Source organism: Gordonia sp. DT219, from assembly GCF_049847065.1.
Classification (GTDB): Bacteria; Actinomycetota; Actinomycetes; order Mycobacteriales; family Mycobacteriaceae; genus Gordonia.
The window spans coordinates 82,766-102,449 of the sequence record NZ_JBNCNR010000008.1 but is presented as its reverse complement, the minus strand read 5'-3'; the positions used below and the strand labels follow the sequence as shown (position 1 = coordinate 102,449).

The window sequence follows — 19,684 nt, the reverse complement described above, 5'->3', positions numbered from 1 at the left end:
CGGGGCATCCCGTCACCGATGGACGGTGAGCCCCACCTTCTGGAACTCCTTGAGGTCGGAGTAGCCGGCCTTAGCCATCGAACGACGCAGTGCGCCAACAAGATTCAACTCACCAAACGAGTTGGCGGATGGCCCGGAGAGGACCTGTTCGAGGGTCGTCCGCTCGTCGGGGATCGCAACTTGCAGCAGCGCCCCCCGCGGGGTGTCCGGATGCGCCGCCGCCGACGGCCAGTACCAGCCACGCCCTGGCGCCTCGACGGCCGCGGCCAGCGGCGTCCCGAGCACCGCCGCGTCGGCACCGCACGCAATCGCCTTGGCGAGGTCACCCGAGTCGTGGATGTCGCCGTCGGCGATGACGTGCACGTACCGCCCGCCGGTCTCGTCGAGGTAGTCGCGGCGCGCCGCAGCGGCGTCGGCGATCGCCGTCGCCATCGGCACCCCGATACCGAGCACCTCGCCGGTGGTCGTGGCCCCTGCGGTGGAGCCGTATCCGACAATGACACCCGCTGCACCTGTGCGCATCAGATGCAACGCGGTGCGGTGATCGTGGACGCCGCCGGCGATGACGGGGATGTCGAGTTCGGCGATGAAGGTCTTGAGGTTCAACGGATCTCCGGAACCGTTGGCCACATGCTCGGCCGAGATGATGGTGCCGTGCACCACCAGGATCTCCACTCCCGCGGCCACCAGCGCCGGCGTCAGCTCGGGTGCGTGCTGCGGGCTGACCCGCACCGCCGTGGTCACACCGGCCTCGCGGACCGTGGCCACCGCGCGCGCGAGCAGGTCTGGGTCGAGCGGCGCGGCATGCAGTTCCTGCAGCCGGCGCACCGCCGCTTGCGGGTCCGGGTCGGTGGTGGCGATCTCGACGAGCTCGGCGATCTTCTCGTCGACGTCGCGATGCCGTGCCCACAATCCCTCTCCGTTGATCACCCCGAGCGCACCGAGCCGGCCCAGTTCGATGGCCACTTCCGGCGACACCAGGGCGTCGGTCGGATGACTCAGGATCGGCGCGTCGAACCGGTAGGCGTCGATCTGCCATGCGGTCGAGACGTCCTTGGACGAGCGGGTCCGTCGGGACGGCACGATACTGATGTCGTCGAGCTCGAACGTCTGCCGTGCCGTCCGACCCATGCCGATGTCCACGAGATCACGCACCCTTGCGCCTTTCTGTCCGGCCCACGATCCGATGCGGACGTGGGCCCCGAGGTCCGGAGACCGGGAGAAGTTGAGATCGGGAGAACTTGCCGGGAACTCAGCGAGAATAGTAGTTCGGTGCCTCGGCGGTGAGAGTGATGTCGTGTGGATGCGACTCCTTGAGACCCGCCGCCGTGATCTGGACGAACTGCGCCTGCTGCAGTTCGGGAATCGAACTCGCACCGGTGTAGCCCATTGCCGCGCGGAGTCCACCCACGAGTTGGTGGATCACCTGGGTCAGCGGTCCGCGGAACGGCACCCGCCCCTCGATGCCCTCGGGCACGAGCTTCTCCTCGTTGAGGACGTCGTCCTGGAAGTAGCGGTCCTTGGAGTAGGACTTGGCTTGCCCACGACCCTGCATCGCGCCCAGCGATCCCATGCCGCGGTAACTCTTGAACTGCTTACCGTTCACCAGGACCAGATCGCCGGGAGCCTCGGCAGTGCCGGCCAGCAACGACCCGAGCATCGCCGTCGACGCGCCGGCAGCCAACGCCTTGGCGATATCGCCGGAGTACTGCAGGCCACCGTCGGCGATGACGGGGACGTCGGCCCGCTGACAGACGGTCACGGCCTCGAGGATCGCGGTGATCTGCGGGGCACCGACACCGGCCACGACGCGGGTGGTGCAGATCGACCCCGGCCCGATGCCGACCTTGACCGCGTCGGCACCGGCGTCGACGAGCGCCTGGGCGGCCTCGCGCGTGGCGATATTGCCCCCCACGACCTGTACCCGGTCGCCCGTCTCGGCCTTGAGTTTGGCAACCATGTCGAGCACCAGCCGATTGTGCGCGTGTGCGGTGTCGACGATGATCACGTCGACACCCGCGTCGGTCAGGGCCATCGCACGATCCCACTGGGCCTCGCCGGTTCCCACGGCCGCACCGACGAGCAGCCGGCCGTCGGCATCCTTGGTGGCAAACGGATGCTGTTCGGTCTTGACGAAGTCCTTGACGGTGATCAGCCCGGTCAGTTTGCCGTTGCCGTCGACGATCGGCAGCTTCTCGATCTTGTGGCGGCGCAACAACCCCAGCGCGGCCTCGGCCGAGACACCCTCCTGGGCGGTGATCAGCGGCGCCTTGGTCATGACCTCGGCAACCGGCCGGTCCTGGTCGACCTCGAACCGCATGTCGCGGTTGGTGATGATGCCGACGAGCTCACCGGTTCCGTCGACGACGGGCAGCCCGGAGATGCGGTACCGAGCGCACATGGCGTCGACCTCGGCGAGCGTGTCCCCCGGCGAGCAGGTCACCGGATCGGTGACCATGCCGGCCTCCGACCGTTTGACGGTCTCGACCTGAGCGGCCTGGGACTCGATGGACAGGTTGCGGTGCAGCACGCCCATTCCGCCCGCGCGCGCCATGGCGATGGCCATGCGTGCCTCGGTGACGGTATCCATCGCCGAACTGACCAGCGGCACGCGCAGGGAAATGTTCCTGGTCAGCCGGGACGATGTATCCGCCTCACTCGGGACCACATCCGAAGCCGCGGGCAGCAACAGGACATCGTCAAAGGTGAGACCGAGCATTGCCACCTTGCCGGGATCATCTCCACCGGTGCGAACGTGTGTCATCCGTTCATGGTATCCGGCGATCGCGGCGCCAACCCAATGCGACGATCCGACCCATGCCGCCACCGCGGAGTCGGCGCCGTCGATCTGTGGAACCGATGCGGCGCTGGTCACGTGAAATCGGTTACGGTGGAGTCGTGCGTGACCACTTGCCACCCGGCCTCCCACCCGACCCCTTCGCCGATGATCCCAGCGATCCCGCGTCGGCGTTGGATTCGGTCGAGCCCGGCATCCCACTCGACGAGAACGAGCGGGTCGCGGTCGAGGAGGACCTCGCCGACCTGGCAGTATATGAAACGCTGCTGGCCCATCGCGGCATCCGCGGCCTCGTCGTCGTCTGCGAGGACTGCCACGAAGATCATTACCACGACTGGGATATGTTGCGCGCCAATCTCTTACAACTTCTGATCGACGGTACCGTGCGCCCGCACGAACCAGCTGTCGACCCACGTCCCGACGACTACGTCACCTGGGACTACTGCCGCGGCTACGCCGACGCATACGCACAGCTCGGCGGCGAGCGCTGAGCTAACTCGGCGGCACCACCGTCGAGGTCTGAGCCGAGGTCGGCGTCGGTGTCGTCGGAGCCGGACTGGTCGGCGTCGTGGACGTCGGCGGGGTCGTGGTCGTCGGTGTGGTCGACCGATCAGACGTCGGCGGGGTGGGACTGCCCGACTGCGGGGACGTCGAATCGGGTGCGGTGGTGGCGGGACCCGGCGCCCGCGAGCTCTGCCCGGGGGCACCGGACTCGTCGGCACGCAAGCGGCTGATCCACTGATTCATCTGCTCGCGGGTCTGCGCGTCGCGCACCGGCCCCATCTTGGTCTGGGCACGCGCGATGAGCTGCTGCGCCTGGACCATGTCGCCCGAGGCGAGCGCGGCCTCGGCCTGTTCGAGGTCGGAGCGCACATCGTAGGCCGCCTGCGTCTCCGAGGCCTTGTCGGCGAATACGACCTTCTTGACACTCCAGAGCGAGTCGCCCGGCTGAGCACCTTCGCTGACGACGGTCAGACCGGCAACGGCGACCACGGCGATCGCGGCCGCGCCGGCGATCACCCGCAGTCCGCGACCTACGCGCGTGCCGCGGCGCGGTGCGCCATCGGTCGCCATCGCGTGCTCGACCTCCGCGATACCGGGCAGCAGCGGCGCCGGCTCGGCGAGGACATCGTGGCGCCAACCCGAAAGCAGTGCTGCCAACTGGTATTCGGTGTCATCTCGCGTCGGGGTGGGCACGTCATGTGAGAGCGCATCGAGAAATGCGTCGTCGAAGTGCAACTGTCGTAAGTCGATGTGCTCAGTTGGGTCGGCGTCCGGCATCGGCCGACGCCGATCATGCTCGTCGTTCATTGCGTCGTCCACCTGCCTTCCTCAGCTCGTCTTTCAGTTTTGCCAGTGCTCGATGCTGGGCGACTCGCACTGCCCCCGGAGTACTGCCGACCGCGTCGGCCGTCTCCTCCGCCGACATCCCGACCACCAGCCGCAACACGAGGATCTCGCGCTGCTTGTCGGGCAGCACCGACAACAGCCGGCGCATGCGCCGACTGGCGTCGGAGTCCAGCGCCACCTCCTCGGGCCCGCCGAGAACCGTGGTGACGTCGGGGACGGCGTCGACCGGGTCGGCCTTGACCCGCCCCGCCACCCGCATCGCATCGGCGACCTTGTGCGCGGCGATCCCGTATACGAAGGCCATGAACGGCTTGCCCTGATCTTCGTATCGGGGCAGCGCGGTCATCACCGCCATCAACGCCTCCTGCGCAACATCATCCGCGGAGAACAAATGACGCTCTCCGACACCGATTCGCCCTCGGCAGTAGCGCAGGATGGGCTCGTGCACACTCTCGAGAACCGACGTGAGAGCCACGCGATCGCCCTGCCTTGCGGCGCGGACGGCGGCGTCCAACTCATCACCCGTCAATTTCATCGTCAGTCGAGATCCCCGCGTTACATATCGTGTGGCGGACTCACCAGGTCCGATGTGGCGGGCCGCAACGACCCGGATGGCGACGCCCGCGACCGGGGACTGCGGTGGCGGGGCGGCGAACCCCAAACACCTTAGCGATCGTTGTGCGACCTCACGAACGGCATGCCCCGGGCGTGTAGGAATCGATATAGATCGTTGACCGCCGCCACCGTCTGCGCAGACGTGTCGCCCAGCCCCTGTTGTAACGACAGCGCGGCCCACTGTAGCGGCCTCAGGCCGGCTTCGGCGGACGCATCGCCCAGCGCGATCGCGGCCTGCATCGCCACCTCTGCATGTCCGGTTGCCGCCTGCGCTGCCGCGACGATCAGTCCGGTCTTGATCCGATGCCGTTGAGTACCGCCGTCGGCCCGGTCGGCCAGCATCGCCGTCGCCCGTTGCCCGGCGTCGAGCGCGGCATCCGGGTCATCGGAGTAGATCGCCAGCTCGGCGCGGACCCACAGGGCACGCAGCCGGCAGCGGGCGTCGGTGAGCCACGGGGCGTCGGCGCCAGATGGCGAACCCTCGGCAAGTTCGTCGGCCCGATCGAGCAGCCGCCGCGCCGCCCCGAATCGGCCGAGGCCCAGGTTGTCTGCAGCAAGATTGATCAGCGCGTCGCATGCGGCCGCACGCGCCCACGCGGAGCGCCCGGGCATGTCGGCGCCGGCCAGCAGTAACGCGTGGCCGTCGCGGATCAGAGCGTCGCGGTGACGCCCGGCCTGCCGGTACAACGACGCCGCAGTACTGCATGCGAGGGACGCGACCGGCCGGTCGCCGACGACGCGGGCGTCGGTGACCACCGCGGCCAGCGCGGTCAATGCCGCCGCCCCACGGCCGTGAGCGCCGGCCGCCACCGCCGCCGACCACCGGGCAACAAGCTCGTCACCAGCGAGAACGTGGCCGGCGTCACGCCCTCCCGACGCAGTTAGCATGAATTTAACCTGGCGTCACAAATGTTAAAACCCGCAGCGACATAAACGCCTGATGACATCATTGTTTCGCTCAGGTTAATCGATAATCTTGGCGGTCGTCGTCGCATCATTTACCGACACCCTCCCATTCCACTTCTTGTGTGCGATCACCTGCTGTTCAGACGCATATTTGCAGGACATGAGCACCTGACGGCGCCCCGCTGCCGCGTCGTGCTAGTACGAAGCCGACGGCTAACCGTGCGTTAACAATGCCGGAATCTTTGGAATCATTTCGCCGTGATTGACGGTATTGACGCCGTTTCTCCAGCCCGCTTAATGTTCTCTTGCGCCACCGGAAAAGACCCTCGGCAGCTCATCTGCCGAGACTTTCCGACCCGGACTGACGCGGACCATGCCATGACCGAGGCCCACGAAGTCGGGTTCCACGTCCTGCAGAAGGAGATGCTGCCATGCCCCAGCCCAACCACCTCCCCGGCCCCAATGCAGATGTCTGGGACTGGCAGATGCACGGCCTGTGCCGTGGCGTCGAGTCGTCGGTGTTCTTCCACCCCGACGGTGAGCGCGGCCGAGCCCGAGCGCAGCGCGAGCGGCGTGCCAAGGAGATGTGCCACCAGTGTCCGGTGATCGCCCAATGTCGCGAACACGCACTGGCCGTCGCCGAACCCTACGGAATCTGGGGCGGGCTGTCGGAGTCCGAACGCAGCATGCTGATGAAGCGGCGCGTCGGTCGCCGCATGGCCAGCTGAACCACAACCGACGAGAACCACAACGCGGCCGGCGAGAGCCACCGAACCAAAAACGCCGGGGTGGTCACCAGATGGTGACCACCCCGGCGTCGTGTTCGCGCCATCACGGCCCGATCCGCCACGCGCCGAGGCGCTGCTCAGTGGGCGTGGCCGTGACCGTGATCGGCCCCGGCAGACTCCTCGGGCTTGTCGACGATGGCGGTCTCGGTGGTGAGAACCATGCGAGCAACCGACGCCGCGTTGACCACTGCCGAACGGGTGACCTTGACCGGATCGATGATGCCCTCGGCGATCAGATCGCCATAGCTCAGGGTCGCGGCATTGAAGCCCTCTCCCGCGGCCGCCTCGGCGACCCGATTGACCACGACGGCACCGTCGACACCCGCGTTGGACGCGATCCAGAACAGCGGGGCCTTCGCCGCGTCCCGGACGACCCGAACGCCGAGCGCCTCATCTTCGGGAAGTCCGGCCGCGAGATCGTCGAGCACCGACGCAGCCTGCACAATGGCCGAACCGCCGCCGGCGATGATCCCCTCTTCGACAGCGGCCTTGGCCGCCGCGACGGCATCCTCGACACGGTGCTTACGCTCTTTGAGATCCGTCTCGGTGGCAGCACCGACCCGGATGACCGCGATACCGCCGGAAAGCTTCGCCAACCGCTCGGCCAGCTTCTCGCGATCCCAGTCGGAGTCACTGTTGTCGATCTCCCGGCGCAACTGTGCGGCGCGATCGGCGATGGCCTCCGAGGTGCCGCCGCCCTCGACGATCGTCGTCGTGTCCTTGGTGACGACGACGCGCCGGGCCGAACCCAGCAGATCGAGCTCGGCACCGGCCAGGCTGAGGCCGATGTCAGACGAGATCACGGTGCCACCGGTGACCACCGCCAGATCATCCAGGAACGCCTTGCGGCGGTCACCGAAGAACGGCGCCTTGACCGCGACCGCCTTGATCGTCTTGCGGATCGAGTTGACCACCAGCGTCGACAGCGGCTCGCCCTCGACGTCCTCGGCGACGATCAGCACCGATCGGCCCGCGTTGACAATCTTCTCCAGCAACGGCAAGAAGTCCGGCAGCGAACTGATCTTGTCGCGGTACAGCAGCACCAACGTGTCCTCGAGGACCGCTTCCTGCGCGTCGGCATCAGTGACGAAATAAGGTGACAGATAACCCTTGTCGAACTGCACTCCCTCGGTGACCTCGAGGTCGGTACTCAGACCCGAACCCTCCTCGACGGTGACCACACCATCGACACCGACGGTCTCCATGGCCTTACCGACCATCTCGCCGACCTCGCCATCACGCGAAGACACGGTCGCGATCTGGGCGATCCCCTGCTGACCCGCCACCGGCGTCGAACGACGCAAAAGCTCCTCGCTCAGCGCGTCCGCAGCCTTGCCGATACCCACACCCAGCGAGATCGGCCCCGCGCCGGCAGCGACGTTGCGCAATCCGGCCGCCACGATCGCCTGCGCCAGCACGGTCGCCGTGGTGGTGCCGTCCCCGGCAACGTCATTGGTCTTGGTCGCCACCGACTTGACCAGCTGCGCCCCGAGGTTCTCGAACGGATCCTCCAGGTCGATGTCGCGGGCGATGGTCACACCGTCATTGGTGACACTCGGTCCGCCGAAGGCCTTCGCCAGAACCACGTGACGACCACGCGGCCCCAACGTCACCTTCACGGTGTCGGTGAGCTGATTGATGCCGCGTTCGAGCGCGCGGCGCGCCTTCTCATCGAATTCGATCTGCTTTGCCATAAGTCTCTGCTTTCTGCGATCGCTCCGCGAATCGCGTGTGTTTGCGCCTGGGTGCACTGCTCTTCGTCGTCGCCGGCGTCAGGTTTGGCGATCGCTCCGCGAATCGCGTGTGTTTGCGCCTGTATGCACCGCTCTTCGTCGTCGCCGGCGTCGTCGCTACGCTCCTTGCCGCTCCACTCTGGTTTGGCGATCGCTCCGCGAATCGCGGTGTTTGCGCCTGGGTGCACTGCTCTTCGTCGTCGCCGGCGTCGTCGCTACGCTCCTTGCCGCTCCTCCTGCATCGCAGCGCGCGCAAACACTCTGTGGTTTGGGGGTTTTCTGTGTTTATCGATCGGTGAGGCAACTCCGCCCCGGGACCCCCTGCGGGGTACCGGGGCGGAGAGTCACGCTTGTCTCGCTGGTCCTACTTGCCGATGACCGCGAGCACGTCGCGGGCCGACAGGATCAGGTACTCCTCGCCGGCGTACTTGATCTCGGTGCCGCCGTACTTGCTGTAGATGACGGTGTCACCTTCCTTGACGTCGACCGGGACCCGATTGCCCTGCTCGGTCACCCGTCCCTCGCCGACGGCGATGACGGTGCCTTCTTGCGGCTTCTCCTTGGCGGTGTCCGGAATGACCAGACCCGACGCGGTGGTCGTCTCGGCCTCGACGGCCTGCACCAGGATCTTGTCCTCAAGCGGCTTGATATTCACGCTCGCCACGATGTGAGTCCTCTACTTTCTCATCCGAGAAAACGATGTACTTGTTGCAGATGAAACTGCACTTGGGGGCTCTGCCACAAACCTCGTCGTCGCGGGTGCCGAGGTTCACAACACAGTGCCTACTGGCACTCTATACATGCGAGTGCCAGCACTCAAGACTGGCGGGTGCAAAATCTCAACCCTGATCGCAAAGCTGCGGCACGGCATCGCAATCCTCGTCAGCCGGTGGCATCTCCCCCGACCTCGATGCCTGCGGCTGCGACCCCGGCGAGGCGAGGGCCGCACTGCGCCTGCCGAACCAGCTCACCGTGAGCGAACCGAGCAGGCCGACCACCGACAGGCCGCTGACCAGCCAGATCGCCGTCGTCATACCGCCGAGGAGCTCGCCGTGACGGGTCGGCTGACCCGAACTCGCCAAGATCGCCGTGACCACCGCCAGCATCACCGCACCCCCGATCTGAACGCTGGTGTTCACCAGTCCCGATGCCAGACCTTGTTCGTCGTCGTCGACACCGGCCGTGCCCTGAGCGGTCACCGACGGGAACGTCAACGCGAAACCGATGCCGAGCAGAACGATGGTCGGGAGCAGGAAGTTCACATATCCCATCCCGGGCTGCGCCCGCGCGAACCACAGGTAGCCACCCAGAAAGGCCGCGAAACCCCCCACCATCAGAAGCGGCGTGGGCACTCGGTCGAGCACTCGATCCATCCGGATCGCACTGGCCGCGACGATCAGCCCGGCAGGCAAGAAGGCCAGCGCCATCGCCAACGGTGTCCAACCCAGTGAGTCCTGCAGATACAGCGTCACCACGAACTGGAAGGAGACATACCCGCCGAACATCAACGCACCGGAGACATTCGCATGGACCAGCAGATAAGACCGCAGAATCCCCAGGCGCACAAGCGGATGGGGGTGCCGCACCTCGATGCCGACGAAGGCGATCGCCAATACCGCGGCGGCGACAAAGGTGCCGATCGTCGCCGCCGACGCCCAGCCGGCCGTCGGCGCCCGGACCACCGCGAACACCAGCAGCAACAGGGCACCGGTGCTGGTCACCGCGCCCAGCACGTCGAACTGCGCCCAGCGGAATTGCACCTGCTCACCCCGCGGCACGACGCGCAGTCCGGCCAGGAACAGCAACACCGCGACCGGGCCCGGGAACATCAGCGTGGCGCGCCACGACCATTCGGTCAGCAACCCGCCGAACACCAGACCGAGCGAGAAGCCGCTGGCGCCGCACACCGTGTAGATACTCAGCGCCCGATTACGCGCAGGCCCCTCCGCGAAGGTCGTGGTGATGATCGACAGACCGGCCGGAACGGTGAACGCCGCGGCCACCCCCTTGATGAACCGCAGCCCGACGATCAGCATGTTGATGTCGACGACCGCGCTCGCCACCGATGCCAGCGCAAACACCGCCAGCGCACCGAGGAATACCCGCCGGCGGCCGAGAAGGTCGCTGACACGGCCGCCGAGCAGGAGCAATCCGCCGTAGCCGAGTACGTATCCGCTGACGATCCACTGCAGTTGACTCTGTCCCAGGTCCAGGTCGGCGCCGATCGAGGGCAGCGCCACCCCGACCATCGACACGTCGAGCCCGTCGAGGAACAACGCACCGGCCAGGACGACAAGCAGAAGCCACGTCCGCCCCGGCCAGCCGGAACCACTGGTCACGTGCCCCGCCGCGACATGTCCGGCCGGATCGGGCTGCCCGGAAAGCGTTTCCGGGGCACGCGGCGGCCCCGTGCGCCTGCTTGCGTCGGAAAGGTCCGAAGACTTGCGGTCTGTGAATGCCATGCGCTGACTATATGCAGTCGCATCTAATGCGTCTACATTACTTGAGATCACATTGGTTTCCCACGCATGATCTCGTTCCCGGTGATAGTCTGCGGCCATGAGCACGACGGCCGGACGAGAGGCAACGGGGACCGCCACGAGCAGCCCCGACCTGGGCTCAGACGGATCAGACCCAGACGCCTTGACCTCTGACGAACTGGCGGTCGCATGGCACGACCTCTCGGTGCGATTCCACCGCATCCAGTGCACCCTCGATCGTGAGCTCCAGGCCAACCACCAGCTCTCGTCGAGCGAGTTCGAGGTCCTCGAACTTCTTTGGGCGGCAACAGATCACACACTTCGCATGAGCGATCTGGCGGGCCGGGTACACCTCACCCAGAGCGCGTTGTCAAGGGTGGTGAGCCGTCTGGACAAGGCCGGACTCGTCGACCGCACCATGTGTGCCACCGACCGCCGATCGGTATTCGCCGCGCTGACCGACACCGGGTCGCAACGCTACGGGCAAGCACGTCCGACGCAGCGTCGCGTGCTGGCGCAATCACGCGTCAACTGTCCGGAGATGTCGGCCTGCACCCCGACGGAGCCGTCCCGGTCCTGACGATCACAGTTGTGAGATCTGCACACTCATTCCGGGGTCGGTGGCCACGGTCAGCGGTGAGGGTGCGGCCCCGCCTGCGATGACGTGGGCGCCGAGCGTCGCGATCATCACGCCGTTGTCGGTGCAGCGCCGCGGACTGGGAACCCGCAAAGTGATACCTGCTGCCGCACAACGTTCTTGAGCCAGTGACCGGATTCGCGAGTTGGCGGTCGCCCCACCGCCGAGGACGAGGGTGTCGACGCCGAGATCGGCGCACGCGCGAATCGCCTTCATCGTCAACACGTCGGCCACCGCTTCCTGAAACGACGCGGCCACATCGGCGACCGGCACCTCGACACCATCACGACGGCACTTCTCCACATACCGTGCGACCGCGGTCTTGACCCCGCTGAAGGAGAAGTCGTACCGGGAGTCGCGCGGGCCGGTCATACCGCGCGGAAATGCGATGGCGTTCGGATCTCCTTGCGCCGCAGCCTTGTCCAGCGCCGGCCCGCCGGGAAAGCCGAGGCCGAGAAGCCGGGCGACCTTGTCGAAGGCCTCCCCGGCCGCATCGTCGACGGTGGTGCCCAGTTCGATGATCGGCGCGGCGAGATCGGTGACATGCAGCAGGTGCGTGTGGCCGCCGGAGACCAGCAGGGCCACACATTCGGGCATCGGGCCGTGTTCGAGGGTGTCGACGGCGACGTGACCACCGAGGTGATTCATCGCATACAGCGGCACATCCCACGCCAGCGCATAGGCCTTTGCGGCGGCGACCCCGACCAACAGCGCCCCGGCCAGGCCCGGCCCGATGGTGACGGCGATGGCGTCGGGCCGGTCGATCCCGGCGGCGCCGCGGGCGCGACGCATCGTCGGCACGATGGCCTCGAGGTGTGCGCGCGAGGCGATCTCTGGCACCACTCCCCCGAACCGCGCGTGTTCGTCGACGCTGGAGGCCACCTCGTCGGCCAGCGGAACCGCACGGCCGGGCTCGGTGCCGACGCCCGGTTCCCAGGCGACGATGCCGACCCCGGTCTCATCACATGAGCTCTCGATACCCATCACGATCATGTGTGTTCACCATTCTGCCGGTCGGTCGGGACGAGTGAGTCGTCGACGCCCGCGCGCCCGGAGGCCGACGACCGGATCATCGTGTAGGCGTCGGCACCGGATGGCTGGTAGTAGCCGCGCCGGACTCCCGACCTGACAAAGCCGTTGCGCTCGTAGAGGGCAATCGCGGTGTCGTTGTCCACCCGGACCTCCAAGAAGACCGGTGCATCGACGGCATCGGCCACCCCGAGCAGCGCGGCGAGCAGCGCGCGGCCGTAACCACGGCCGCGGTGGGTGGGTGCGACCGCGATCGTGTGGATCTCGCATTCGTGATCACCCCCGGAGCCGAGGGTGGAGATCCCGGCGTAACCGACGGCCGACCCGCCGAACTCTTCGCGGGCGGCAAAGTACCGGTTGTACGGCGCATTGAGCTCGGCACGGAATGCCGTTGCGGGCCAGGGTGAATCACCGGCGAACATCTCCTTCTCCAGCGCCGCACACCGCGGGATGTCGCGGTAGTCGAGGGCGTCGATGAGCAGGGAGCCGGTACTCATGGGGCACTCACCGTCCGAGTGCGATGGTCTTGTCGTTCCACCGCGTCGGGCCTGCGCAAGTACAGCGGCACCAAGGGGCCTGGCGCCGCACAGGTCGCCGACGCGTGCTCGGCGACGCCGAGCAGGGCTCCCACCCGCGGCACGGTGACCACCGGATCGTCTCCCGCCCAACCAGTCTGGCGCAGATGCGAAGCGGAACCACCGACCGCGTCGACCTTCACCTCGGCGAGCCGGTCGGCCACCACCGCGGGCGCGCTCACCTCGGGACCGCTCACCCGCGTGCGCCCGCCGTCGGAGTACAACGCCCAATACACCTCGCGGCGGCGCGCATCGGTGACCACGAGCACCGAGTCGGCACGCGGGTCCCGGGCGCCCGCGGCGAGTGCGATCGCATCGAGCGAGCACACCCCGAACACCGGAAGTCCCAGTGCATCACCGAATCCCGCCCCGGTCGCCATGCCGACCCGCAACCCGGTGAACGGTCCGGGACCGGTTCCGACGACCACGGCGTCGAGTTCGTCTCGACCGATCCCCGCCTCGTCGAGCACCTCGGCGACGAGGGTCGTGAGGATCTCAGCGTGGCGGCGACCATCGGAGACCGCGCGGGCGGCCAGGACCCGCACCTCGGGTGCGCCGGCCGGAACCGTCGTGACGCGGCCGAGGCCGGTGACGACGGTGTCGGTGGCGGTGTCGATGGCCAGCACGATCCGCGGGTCACGTACCACCAGTTGCAATGTACTCACAGATGATTCACCCATTCCCAACTCGCATGCCGCACATCGGTATCGGGGTCGCGGACCAGACGCACCAGCAGATGCCGGTCGGCAAGCCGCTCGACGACCCCCTCGCCCCATTCGACCACCACCACGGCGTCGGTGATGTCGGTGTCGAGATCGAGCGCGTCGAGTTCTTCGAGACCACCGAGCCGATAGGCGTCGACGTGGATCATCCCCGGCCGTCCCGCCTCCCCCGCACGGTGCTCGCGCGCGATGATGAAGGTCGGCGACGAGACCGCGCCCACCACTTGCAGTCCACGCCCGATGCCGCGCGCGAGCGCGGTCTTGCCCGCCCCGAGCGGCCCGTCCAGGATCACCAGATCGCCGGCGGAAAGTTCTTGTGCCAGTTCCTCTCCCAATGCCTCGGTGTCGGTGACGTCGGGCAGTTCCCGGGTGCTCACGCGCGCGCCTTCCGCTGCCACCAGCGGCGGCGGCGCCGGACGGGGGCAGGCGGGGCGGCCGGCCGTGGCGGACGGGCCCGTTCGACGAGTTCGGCGATCGCATCGGTGACCCGGTCGGGTGCCTCGATCGGCACCATGTGTCCGGCACCCTCGACGACCTCGAGCCGGCAGTGCACCCCGAGTTGTTCGTGGAGGAACACCGAATTGGGCAGCGGGGTCATCCGATCCTGGTCACCGCAGATCACGACCGAGGGGACCTGCCCGAGCATCGGCAGACCCGGCGACTCGTCGTGACGTTCGAGCGCGTTCAGGAAGTTCACGATGGTCGCAATCGGGGTGTTCTGGATCATCTTCTCCACCGCGCGGCCCGCCGCCGGACTGTGGAAGTCCGCGCCGAAACTCGCTACCACCAGGACCGGTTCGAGGATGAGCCGCGTCAGGTCCCGGCCGGCCTCGATGACGCGTGGGGTGTGGCGAGCGGCCACCGCGAACGCGTCCAGCAGCGGATTACGCAGTCCCCGACCGATTCCCTCCTCGGTCAGGCCACTGGCCGCGGTGGCCACCAGCGCGACCCCCACGACCGGTCCACCGGCAGCGAAGAGCGCGGGATTCCTGCGCCCCAACGCCATCAGCGCCATACCGCCCATCGAATGCCCGACGAGCACCACGGGACCGTTCGGCGCGAACGTGTCGATCACGGCGCGCGCGTCATCGGCGAGCTGTTCGATCGTGGCGGTCTCCGCCGTGGCGGCATCGCTGTGTCCGTGGCCGCGATTGTCGTAGAACACCATGCGCATTCGGCGTCCGGCCCAGGCCTCGGCGAGCGCGTACCGCTGGAAATGCCACGCCGCCAGCCGCAGGCTGAATCCGTGCACGAAGACCACGGTGAGCTCGGGGATGTCGTCGGCGCCCAGGCCACCGAGGTCGACGGTCCGCACCGCGAGCCGGACCCCGTCGTCGGCCGTCACGGTCGATGCGGCGTCGGCGTACATGGCGGTGAAATCGATTCCGGCGTACGGGTCGCCGGCCTTGCGCATCCCACGCCGGGTGGCGGTGCGGGCCGCGCCGGCCGCGGCCAGCCCGCCCAGGGTGGCCAAACCCGCGGCCGGTCCGCCGCGTTGGGCCGAGCTCACCACTGTGCCCCCGCCTCCGGCCGGCCGGTCGTATAGCTGAGCTGCGCCCGCCCGCCGATTCGGGACAGGATCTCGTAGTCGATGGTGCCGATGGCCTCGGCCCAGTCCTGTGCCGTGGGACCGCCGCCGGCTCCCGTCCCGAACAGTTCGACCGCATCGCCTTCGGCCACGTCACCGCCGTCGGGGCCGAGATCGACGACGAACTGGTCCATGCAGACGCGGCCGACCTGGTCGAACATGCGACCATTGATCCGGACCCGCAGCCGCCCCGAGGCGAGTCGGGGTACGCCGTCGGCGTATCCGGCCGGAATGACCGCGATGGTGGTCGCCCCCTCGGACACCCACGTATGACCGTACGAGACGCCTTGTCCGGCAGGGATTCTCTTCACCAACGCCACCTCGGCGCGCAACGTCATGGCCGGGATCAGCCCGAAGTCACGACCCGGGATCGGCACCCCACCGTAGAGCGCGATGCCTGGTCGCACGAGGTCCCGTGCCAGGTCCGGACGGGTCAGTGCCGCAGGCGAATTCGCGATGTGGACGACCTCCGGTGCGGCGCCCACCCGGATGAGGTCGGCGCGCGCGTCGTCGAGCCGGGCCGCCTGCTGCGAGTTCAGCGGATGCTCCGGCTCGTCGCCGCGCGCCAGGTGACACATGAGCGCACGCACCCGCACGGCGTCATCGGCGACCGCCTTCGCGAGATCATCGGCGAAGTCCGGCCATTCCTCGGGTGCCACGCCGCTGCGCCCGAGCCCGGTGTCGAGTTTGACCGTCACGGTGGCCGTGGCGCCCGTCGTGCGGGCGGCCGCGACCACGGCCGCCAGCTGCCGCCGCGACGACAACGCCAGATCGAGGTCGGCGTCGATGGCGGCGGCGAAGTCGGCACTGTTGGTGTGCAGCCACGACGTGATGTGGGCGCCGATACCCGCCGCGCGCAGCGCGAGTCCCTCCGCGATCACCGCCACGCCGAGTTCCGCAGCCCCGGCGGCCAGCGCGGCGCGCGCGACCGGGACCGCACCGTGCCCGTATCCATCGGCCTTGACCACGGCGATCACCCCGGCGCCGGATGCATCACGTACCACGCCCACGTTGTGGGCGATGGCGTCGAGGTCGACGGTGGCGGTGAGCGCTGAGGTGGTCATCGCCGACCATTGTCCCAGATCGGCCGGGGCCGGGCGGGACACCCATCCGCAGGCCGGGTCATCCGTGTCACGCGTCGACTGCCCGATCACGAGTCGGCGAGCAACGCCCGGATCGCCGGACGCAGCGCGCCCAGCAGGGTCGACGCGCCGATCGGAGCGCCCTGCGCAGCCAGCGCCGCGGCATGCGCGTGCACTCGCGCGGCGGCCGCGCCCGCCCAGATGGGCGGCAGGCCGGCGGCCAGCAGGGCCCCGGCGATCCCCGACAAGGTGTCACCGGCGCCGGCCGTGGCCGCCCACGACGATCCGGCGTCGTTGCCGAAGACGACGCCGTCGGACTCGGCGACCAGGGTGATACGCCCCTTCAGCAGGATGGTCACCCCCCAGCGCCGGGCCAGCCCGGCGACCGCACCGAGCCGGTCGGCACCCACGGGCTGACCGGTCAGCCGGGCGAATTCACCCGCGTGCGGGGTGAGCAGGGTCGGCGCGTCACGACCGACGACGAGGTCGTGGTGCTCGGCGACGAGGGTGAGCGCGTCGGCGTCGAGCAGTACCGGCAGATCGGTGGCCAGGATGGTGCGCAAGGTGTCCAGCGCGGCATCATCGGTGCCCGCACCGGGCCCGATCATCCACGCCTGCACCCGGCCCGCCTCCGACAACTCTGGTGCGGCAACGACTTCCGGAAAGTGCGCGACCACCTCGGCATGCGCCGAACCCACAAAGCGCGTCATCCCCGACGTGGCGGTCACCGCCCCGCCGGTCGAGAGGATGGCCGCACCCGGAAAACGATGCGACCCGGCGATCACGCCGACGACGCCCTGGGTGTACTTGTCGTCGTGGGTGCCGGGGATCGGCCACGCCTCGGCGACCTCGGCATCACGCAGCGAATAGAGGAACGGTCCGCCCTGACGTCCGAGCTCGCCGCGAATCCCGATGTCCACCAACTCGATCCGGCCGCACTGCGGCGCCGCGAGCAGATGCGCGTTGCGCAGCACCCCGAAGGTGACCGTGATGTCGGCCCGCACCGCAGGCTGATGGACCTCGCCCGTGTCGGCATCCACCCCGGACGGCAGATCGACCGCGACGACCCTCACCTCCGGGTCGAGCGCACCGAACACCTCGGCGGCGTTGGGACGCAACGGCCCCCGGCCGCCGATGCCGACGACCCCGTCGACGACGACGTCGAGATCGGCGGGCAGTTTCTCGACGACACGCCCGCCACGACGCCGCAGCGCCGCGAGTCCGGCCGGATGCGCCTTTCCCGGTTCGAGCAGGACGGCCGCCACGTCGACACCGCGCCGGGCGAGCTCCGCCCCGGCGAACAGCGCATCGCCGCCGTTGTCGCCCGCACCGACCACCAGGCCGACCTTGCGCCCGTAACACCCATCGTCAGAACGGAATTCACTGATCACAACGTGCGCGACGCCGTACGACGCACGCCGCATCAGGGTGCCGTCGGTCAGCAGGTCTCCGGTGGCCCGCTCGGCGTCGCGGACCTCGTGCGCGGTGAAGTGGTTGACCGGCATCGCTGAACCTATTCGACCGTGACCGACTTGGCGAGGTTACGTGGTTTGTCGACGTCGTAGCCGCGCGCCTGCGCGACACTGGCGGCGAACACCTGCAGCGGCACCGTCGAGACCAACGGCTGCAACAGCGTCGGCGTCTTGGGGATGGGAATGAAGTGGTCGGCGACCGACCGGGCCGACTCGTCGTCGTCCTCGGCGATCACGATGGTGACCGCACCGCGCGCCTGGATCTCGCGAATGTTGGAGACCATCTTCGAGTGCAGCACCGCCCGTCCGTCCGGCGACGGCATGATGACGATCACCGGCACCCCGTCCTCGATGAGCGCGATCGGCCCGTGCTTGAGCTCACCGGCGGCGAATCCCTCGGCGTGCATGTAGGCGAGTTCTTTGAGTTTGAGTGCGCCCTCGAGCGCCACCGGATATCCGACATGGCGGCCGATGAACAGCACGGTGTTGTGATGAGCCAGCGAATGAGCGAGCTCGCGCACCGGCTCCATGGTTCCGAGCACGTCGCGTACCGCCTCGATCATCTGCTCCATCGCCGCGAATTCACGGCCCACCTCGTCGGCGTATTTGGTTCCGCGCGCCTGGGCGAGCGCGAGACCGACCATGTAGGCGGCCGCGATCTGGGCGAGGAAGCATTTGGTGGAGGCGACCCCGATCTCCGGGCCGGCGTGCGTGTAGAGCACGGCGTCGGATTCCCGGGGGATCTGCGCACCGTTGGTGTTGCAGATGGCCAGCACGCGGGCCTTCTGGTCCTTGGCGTGGCGGACCGCTTCCAGCGTGTCGGCGGTCTCACCGGATTGTGAGATCGCAACCACGAGCGTCGACCGGTCCAGCACCGGATCCCGGTAGCGGAACTCACTGGCGAGTTCTACCTCGACGGGCAGTCGCGTCCAGTGCTCGATCGCATACTTGGCGAGCATGCCGGCGTGATAGGCGGTCCCGCACGCAACCACGAAGACCTTGTCGACGTCACGCAGATCCTGATCGCTCAGCCGCTGCTCGTCGAGGACGATCCGCCCTTCCTCGAGATGTCCGAGCAGTGTGTCGGCGAGTGCGGCCGGCTGCTCGGCGATCTCCTTGAGCATGAAGAAGTCGTAGCCGCCCTTCTCGGCGGCCGCGAGATCCCAGTCGATGTGGAACGGTTTGCCCGCCCGCGGATTCTGATCGAAGTCGGTGATCGTGTAGCTGTCGGCGGTGATCACGACGACCTCGTCCTGACCGAGCTCGACCGCCTCACGGGTGTGCTCGATGAACGCCGTCACGTCGGAGGCGACGAACATCTCGCCCTGACCCACGCCCACGACCAGCGGTGTGGAGCGCCGTGCGGCGACGATGGTCCCCGGGTGGTCTGAATGGGTGAACACCAGCGTGAACGCGCCCTCGAGACGACGCAGCGCGCGGTACGCGCTTGCCACGAAATTCCCCGCTTCGGGTCCGTCGGCATATTCGCGTTCGACGAGGTGCACCGCTGTCTCGGTGTCGGTGTCGGAGGTGAACTCGATGCCCTCGACCTCGAGTTCGGTGCGCAGCGGCGCATAGTTCTCGATGATGCCGTTGTGCACGACGGCCAGCTTGCGATGTGAGCTCACATGCGGATGCGCGTTGCGATCGGTGGGCTGACCGTGCGTGGCCCACCGGGTGTGCCCCATCCCGGTCGTGCCGGTCAGTGCGTCCCGGCCGACCGTCGCGATCACCTTGTCGAGGTTCTCGAGCCGACCGGCCTTCTTCTCGACGGCGGTATGGCCGTGACCGTCGAGGATCGCCACACCCGCCGAGTCGTAGCCGCGGTATTCCATTCGCCGCAGCGCTTCGACCACGATGTCGAGGGCGTCACGCCCTCCCACATATCCGACGATTCCACACATAGAAGG

The 19,684-nt window shown here is 68.0% G+C and carries 19 protein-coding genes; 3 read left to right on the top strand and 16 right to left on the bottom strand.

Annotated elements, in window-relative coordinates; translation table 11 throughout:
* Positions 1-12 precede the first annotated feature (12 nt).
* Both ACPXB3_RS12180 and guaB read right to left on the bottom strand, forming a co-directional pair.
* Positions 13-1,155 carry a GuaB3 family IMP dehydrogenase-related protein gene (locus ACPXB3_RS12180; protein WP_425727745.1) on the bottom strand — a complete coding sequence of 381 codons (1,143 nt, stop codon included), beginning with the start codon at positions 1,153-1,155 and terminating at the stop codon, positions 13-15.
* 97 nt (positions 1,156-1,252) lie between these two features.
* Positions 1,253-2,764 carry an IMP dehydrogenase gene (gene guaB, locus ACPXB3_RS12175; protein ID WP_425705062.1) on the bottom strand — a complete coding sequence of 504 codons (1,512 nt, stop codon included), beginning with the start codon at positions 2,762-2,764 and terminating at the stop codon, positions 1,253-1,255.
* A 134-nt stretch (positions 2,765-2,898) separates the two neighbouring features.
* Between guaB and ACPXB3_RS12170 the strand changes: the two genes are divergently transcribed.
* The gene (locus tag ACPXB3_RS12170; RefSeq protein ID WP_425705063.1) at positions 2,899-3,288 is read left to right on the top strand and encodes a DUF5319 domain-containing protein; all 390 of its coding nucleotides are present in this window, start codon (positions 2,899-2,901) and stop codon (positions 3,286-3,288) included.
* Position 3,289: 1 nt separating this feature from the next.
* On the opposite strand, the gene ACPXB3_RS12165 is transcribed toward ACPXB3_RS12170, so the two are convergent.
* From ACPXB3_RS12165 to ACPXB3_RS12155, 3 genes are all read right to left on the bottom strand, one after another.
* Positions 3,290-4,120, bottom strand: coding sequence for an anti-sigma-D factor RsdA (locus tag ACPXB3_RS12165; RefSeq protein WP_425705064.1), 831 nt, complete (start codon positions 4,118-4,120; stop codon positions 3,290-3,292).
* Positions 4,092-4,682: a sigma-70 family RNA polymerase sigma factor gene (locus ACPXB3_RS12160; protein ID WP_425727744.1), complete on the bottom strand. Its 591-nt coding sequence runs from the start codon at positions 4,680-4,682 to the stop codon at positions 4,092-4,094. Before ACPXB3_RS12160 ends, ACPXB3_RS12165 begins: the two co-directional genes overlap by 29 nt.
* Positions 4,683-4,813: 131 nt before the next feature.
* On the bottom strand, positions 4,814-5,650 hold the full coding sequence (locus tag ACPXB3_RS12155) for a hypothetical protein (protein ID WP_425705066.1): 837 nt from the start codon (positions 5,648-5,650) through the stop codon (positions 4,814-4,816).
* 449 nt (positions 5,651-6,099) lie between these two features.
* Here ACPXB3_RS12155 and ACPXB3_RS12150 point away from each other — a divergent pair, with 449 nt between their 5' ends.
* Positions 6,100-6,396 (top strand): WhiB family transcriptional regulator, encoded by a 297-nt coding sequence (locus ACPXB3_RS12150; protein ID WP_425705067.1) that lies wholly within the window; start codon positions 6,100-6,102, stop codon positions 6,394-6,396.
* 137 nt (positions 6,397-6,533) lie between these two features.
* Here the strand turns inward: ACPXB3_RS12150 and groL are convergent, their stop codons facing one another.
* The 3 genes from groL to ACPXB3_RS12135 form a co-directional block, all read right to left on the bottom strand.
* On the bottom strand, positions 6,534-8,150 hold the full coding sequence (gene groL / locus ACPXB3_RS12145; RefSeq protein ID WP_425727743.1) for a chaperonin GroEL: 1,617 nt from the start codon (positions 8,148-8,150) through the stop codon (positions 6,534-6,536).
* Positions 8,151-8,553: 403 nt separating this feature from the next.
* On the bottom strand, positions 8,554-8,853 hold the full coding sequence (gene groES / locus ACPXB3_RS12140; protein ID WP_006334733.1) for a co-chaperone GroES: 300 nt from the start codon (positions 8,851-8,853) through the stop codon (positions 8,554-8,556).
* Positions 8,854-9,028: 175 nt separating this feature from the next.
* Positions 9,029-10,651, bottom strand: coding sequence for an MFS transporter (locus ACPXB3_RS12135; protein WP_425727742.1), 1,623 nt, complete (start codon positions 10,649-10,651; stop codon positions 9,029-9,031).
* Between the two features lie 97 nt (positions 10,652-10,748).
* On the opposite strand from ACPXB3_RS12135, the gene ACPXB3_RS12130 reads away from it, so the two are divergent.
* Complete coding sequence (locus ACPXB3_RS12130) at positions 10,749-11,249, top strand: MarR family winged helix-turn-helix transcriptional regulator (protein WP_425727741.1); 501 nt, start codon at positions 10,749-10,751, stop codon at positions 11,247-11,249.
* Between the two features lie 3 nt (positions 11,250-11,252).
* On the opposite strand, the gene tsaD is transcribed toward ACPXB3_RS12130, so the two are convergent.
* From tsaD to glmS, 8 genes are all read right to left on the bottom strand, one after another.
* The gene (tsaD, locus tag ACPXB3_RS12125) at positions 11,253-12,299 is read right to left on the bottom strand and encodes a tRNA (adenosine(37)-N6)-threonylcarbamoyltransferase complex transferase subunit TsaD (protein WP_425727740.1); all 1,047 of its coding nucleotides are present in this window, start codon (positions 12,297-12,299) and stop codon (positions 11,253-11,255) included.
* Complete coding sequence (gene rimI, locus ACPXB3_RS12120; protein WP_425705072.1) at positions 12,296-12,832, bottom strand: ribosomal protein S18-alanine N-acetyltransferase; 537 nt, start codon at positions 12,830-12,832, stop codon at positions 12,296-12,298. Before rimI ends, tsaD begins: the two co-directional genes overlap by 4 nt.
* The gene (gene tsaB / locus ACPXB3_RS12115; protein ID WP_425705073.1) at positions 12,829-13,575 is read right to left on the bottom strand and encodes a tRNA (adenosine(37)-N6)-threonylcarbamoyltransferase complex dimerization subunit type 1 TsaB; all 747 of its coding nucleotides are present in this window, start codon (positions 13,573-13,575) and stop codon (positions 12,829-12,831) included. The genes rimI and tsaB overlap by 4 nt, the downstream gene beginning before the upstream one ends.
* Positions 13,572-14,009, bottom strand: coding sequence for a tRNA (adenosine(37)-N6)-threonylcarbamoyltransferase complex ATPase subunit type 1 TsaE (tsaE, locus tag ACPXB3_RS12110; RefSeq protein ID WP_425705074.1), 438 nt, complete (start codon positions 14,007-14,009; stop codon positions 13,572-13,574). The genes tsaB and tsaE overlap by 4 nt, the downstream gene beginning before the upstream one ends.
* Positions 14,006-15,145: an alpha/beta fold hydrolase gene (locus tag ACPXB3_RS12105; protein WP_425705075.1), complete on the bottom strand. Its 1,140-nt coding sequence runs from the start codon at positions 15,143-15,145 to the stop codon at positions 14,006-14,008. Before ACPXB3_RS12105 ends, tsaE begins: the two co-directional genes overlap by 4 nt.
* Positions 15,139-16,284 (bottom strand): alanine racemase, encoded by a 1,146-nt coding sequence (gene alr, locus ACPXB3_RS12100; protein ID WP_425727739.1) that lies wholly within the window; start codon positions 16,282-16,284, stop codon positions 15,139-15,141. Before alr ends, ACPXB3_RS12105 begins: the two co-directional genes overlap by 7 nt.
* An 86-nt stretch (positions 16,285-16,370) precedes the next feature.
* Entirely contained in the window at positions 16,371-17,807 is a 1,437-nt protein-coding gene (locus tag ACPXB3_RS12095; protein WP_425705077.1) for an NAD(P)H-hydrate dehydratase, read from the bottom strand.
* Positions 17,808-17,815: 8 nt separating this feature from the next.
* Positions 17,816-19,678: a glutamine--fructose-6-phosphate transaminase (isomerizing) gene (glmS, locus tag ACPXB3_RS12090; RefSeq protein ID WP_425705078.1), complete on the bottom strand. Its 1,863-nt coding sequence runs from the start codon at positions 19,676-19,678 to the stop codon at positions 17,816-17,818.
* Positions 19,679-19,684: the final 6 nt, after the last annotated feature.

Bases quoted from the DNA above. Each gene is read 5' to 3' on its own strand.
- guaB (WP_425705062.1), bottom strand. From the start codon at position 2,764: ATGACACACGTTCGCACCGGTGGAGATGATCCCGGCAAGGTGGCAATG.
- ACPXB3_RS12160 (WP_425727744.1), bottom strand. From the start codon at position 4,682: ATGAAATTGACGGGTGATGAGTTGGACGCCGCCGTCCGCGCCGCAAGG.
- ACPXB3_RS12155 (WP_425705066.1), bottom strand. From the start codon at position 5,650: ATGCTAACTGCGTCGGGAGGGCGTGACGCCGGCCACGTTCTCGCTGGT.
- ACPXB3_RS12150 (WP_425705067.1), top strand. From the start codon at position 6,100: ATGCCCCAGCCCAACCACCTCCCCGGCCCCAATGCAGATGTCTGGGAC.
- groL (WP_425727743.1), bottom strand. From the start codon at position 8,150: ATGGCAAAGCAGATCGAATTCGATGAGAAGGCGCGCCGCGCGCTCGAA.
- ACPXB3_RS12135 (WP_425727742.1), bottom strand. From the start codon at position 10,651: ATGGCATTCACAGACCGCAAGTCTTCGGACCTTTCCGACGCAAGCAGG.
- ACPXB3_RS12130 (WP_425727741.1), top strand. From the start codon at position 10,749: ATGAGCACGACGGCCGGACGAGAGGCAACGGGGACCGCCACGAGCAGC.
- tsaD (WP_425727740.1), bottom strand. From the start codon at position 12,299: ATGATCGTGATGGGTATCGAGAGCTCATGTGATGAGACCGGGGTCGGC.
- rimI (WP_425705072.1), bottom strand. From the start codon at position 12,832: ATGAGTACCGGCTCCCTGCTCATCGACGCCCTCGACTACCGCGACATC.
- alr (WP_425727739.1), bottom strand. From the start codon at position 16,284: ATGACCACCTCAGCGCTCACCGCCACCGTCGACCTCGACGCCATCGCC.
- ACPXB3_RS12095 (WP_425705077.1), bottom strand. From the start codon at position 17,807: ATGCCGGTCAACCACTTCACCGCGCACGAGGTCCGCGACGCCGAGCGG.
- glmS (WP_425705078.1), bottom strand. From the start codon at position 19,678: ATGTGTGGAATCGTCGGATATGTGGGAGGGCGTGACGCCCTCGACATC.